3 protein-coding genes and 1 pseudogene are annotated in these 1,970 nt (G+C 66.3%); 2 read left to right on the top strand and 2 right to left on the bottom strand.

What is annotated here, in order from left to right; all coding sequences use genetic code 11:
• Nucleotides 1-171 (top strand): hypothetical protein (locus tag AC2VON_RS15820; RefSeq protein WP_486953806.1); only part of this gene is annotated, 171 nt, incomplete at its 5' end.
• A 51-nt stretch (nt 172-222) separates the two neighbouring features.
• Here AC2VON_RS15820 and AC2VON_RS15815 read toward each other — a convergent pair.
• Nucleotides 223-1,155 (bottom strand): zinc-binding dehydrogenase, encoded by a 933-nt coding sequence (locus tag AC2VON_RS15815; RefSeq protein WP_486953805.1) that lies wholly within the window; start codon nt 1,153-1,155, stop codon nt 223-225.
• A 146-nt stretch (nt 1,156-1,301) separates the two neighbouring features.
• Here AC2VON_RS15815 and AC2VON_RS15810 point away from each other — a divergent pair, with 146 nt between their 5' ends.
• Entirely contained in the window at nt 1,302-1,736 is a 435-nt protein-coding gene (locus AC2VON_RS15810; protein ID WP_486953804.1) for a MarR family winged helix-turn-helix transcriptional regulator, read from the top strand.
• 91 nt (nt 1,737-1,827) lie between these two features.
• Here the strand turns inward: AC2VON_RS15810 and AC2VON_RS15805 are convergent.
• A pseudogene (locus tag AC2VON_RS15805) lies at nt 1,828-1,970 on the bottom strand (Rv2324 family transcriptional regulator); the annotation flags it as partial.

Below are 1,970 nucleotides of genomic sequence, written 5' to 3'. Positions count from 1 at the left end.
ACCGATCCGGGCCTGCACGAGCTGCGCGGGCACCTGCGCACGCGGCTCAAACAGGAGCGGGCGGCTTCGGTCCCTGAGCGCAACCACCCGTGGCCCTGCGCATCCCGGCGACCGCCGAGCCCGGGGCGGGCTCGGGCAGCGCGCTGGGTGGCCCGTCGCCCGGACAGCTGATCCGCACCCGGCTTGTCTGCTCCGGTCCCGAAACGGGAATGCGCAGCCAGGTCAGGGAAGGAAAACCATACGCCCGTCCGCGTCGAGGGTTTGCGCCCAGGCCGCGGTGACGTCGCTTAGCGGAGCCGTCTGGGTGCGGATGTCGAACTCTCCCGCAGTGACGGCTTCGGCGATCTCGGGAATCTCTTGGCGGAAGTGGTGGCCGGACACCGATCCGATGCCGCTTCCGACGATCTGCAGGCGGGTCGACCGGAGTGCGGCGGAGATGATCTCGGCACCGGGTCCTGCCATCGAGCCGATTTCTATCCAGGTGAGGTCTCTGTCGCGGTCGCGGCGGTGCGCAAGGAGGTCGACCATACTCTTGGCGGTCGGTGCACCCCACACGTAGTCGACGACGACATCTACGTCGCCGGCGGTGCCGAGTTGATCCAGGGTGAGCACGCGGTCGGCGCCGAGGGCCGTCAATCCGCTGAGCCGCTCCGGATTTCGGCCGGCAGCGATGACCTGCCCGGCGCCCAAGCGCTTGGCGACCTGTATCGCCATGCGTCCGGCGTTACCCGTCGCGCCCAGGATCAGCACGCGCGACCCGCGCTTGAAGTTGATCCGGTGCCGCAGCGCCACCCAGGAGGACATCGCCGGGTTCACCGCGGCCGCAACTGCGACCGGGTCGGCATGTCTGGGCAATTCCACGCTGCGGCTTTTGTCAACCACCGTGTGCTGGGCCATTGTGCCCAGCGTGGTGTCGTCGAGAATGGCGTAATAGAGATTGCCTCGGGAATCGCGAACTACGGCATCAATTCCGGGCACGATGGGAAGCTCCCCGGTGCTGGTGTAGTGCGACCCGTCCGCTTGGGAGCGGACGCGCGGATGCAGGGCCGTCGCGACGACGTCGACGACCAGTTCGCCGGGCTGTCGCGTCGCCGGATCGGGAAAGTCCTCGTAGCTGGGTGGCTTGTCGAATGCGCTGACAACGGCGGCTTTCATGGGCCTTGCCCCCCTGGTTCTTATTGGAGCGCTTGTTCGTCGGGTGCGCTGCGGTTCGGCCCGTCGGCAGGGCCCGCGAAATTTATATGGTATTATGAACTGTTATAGCTCGCAATACGAAATAGTTTCGGATACCGTCAGGAGCTGTGAAGCCCGACCGGAAGCTGGGCCCGCAGCTTCCCGACGATTTGCGAGACGCATTGGTGCAAATGTCATTTGCGCTGATGGCCGCGCTCACCGAGGTGGCTGCCGACTATGACTTGTCGCTGACACAACTACGGGTACTGGGGATAATGCGCGATCGGGAACCAACCATGACCGACCTGGCGACCTATACCGGGCTGGAGCGATCGACGGTCAGTGGGCTCATCGATCGCGCGGCCCAACGTGGCCTCGTGGTCAAGTCCTCGCACCCCATCGACGGCCGTGCGGTTCGGCTGCGGCTGACCGTCCGGGCCCGTCGACTGGAACGTGATGTCACCGCGGCAATCGCCGAGCGGATCGCACCGCTGATCGGGCGACTGAACACCAGCGAACAGAAGCGGCTCACGGCGTTGCTGAACAAAACACTCGGCCTCTGACCCCGACGCGGCGCAACCATCGACTCGGGGCCGGACGGTCGCCGAATTGGCCCGTCGCCCGGCAACCACCGGCCCGTGCAACACCAGCCACCTAGGGGCGCATGCGGTCGATCAGGTCGGACAGCACGACGATGCTTTCGCTGCGTTCGATGTCCGCGCTGGACCGGATCCGCTCGAGGGCGGTCTCGAGGTGCTGCATGTCGCGGGCCAGGACGTGCAGGATCGCGTCGGACG

The organism is Mycobacterium sp. TH-M82, from assembly GCF_057473605.1.
This window is presented reverse-complemented; position numbering and strand designations above follow the sequence as displayed.

Bases quoted from the DNA above. Each gene is read 5' to 3' on its own strand.
- AC2VON_RS15815 (WP_486953805.1), bottom strand. From the start codon at position 1,155: ATGAAAGCCGCCGTTGTCAGCGCATTCGACAAGCCACCCAGCTACGAG.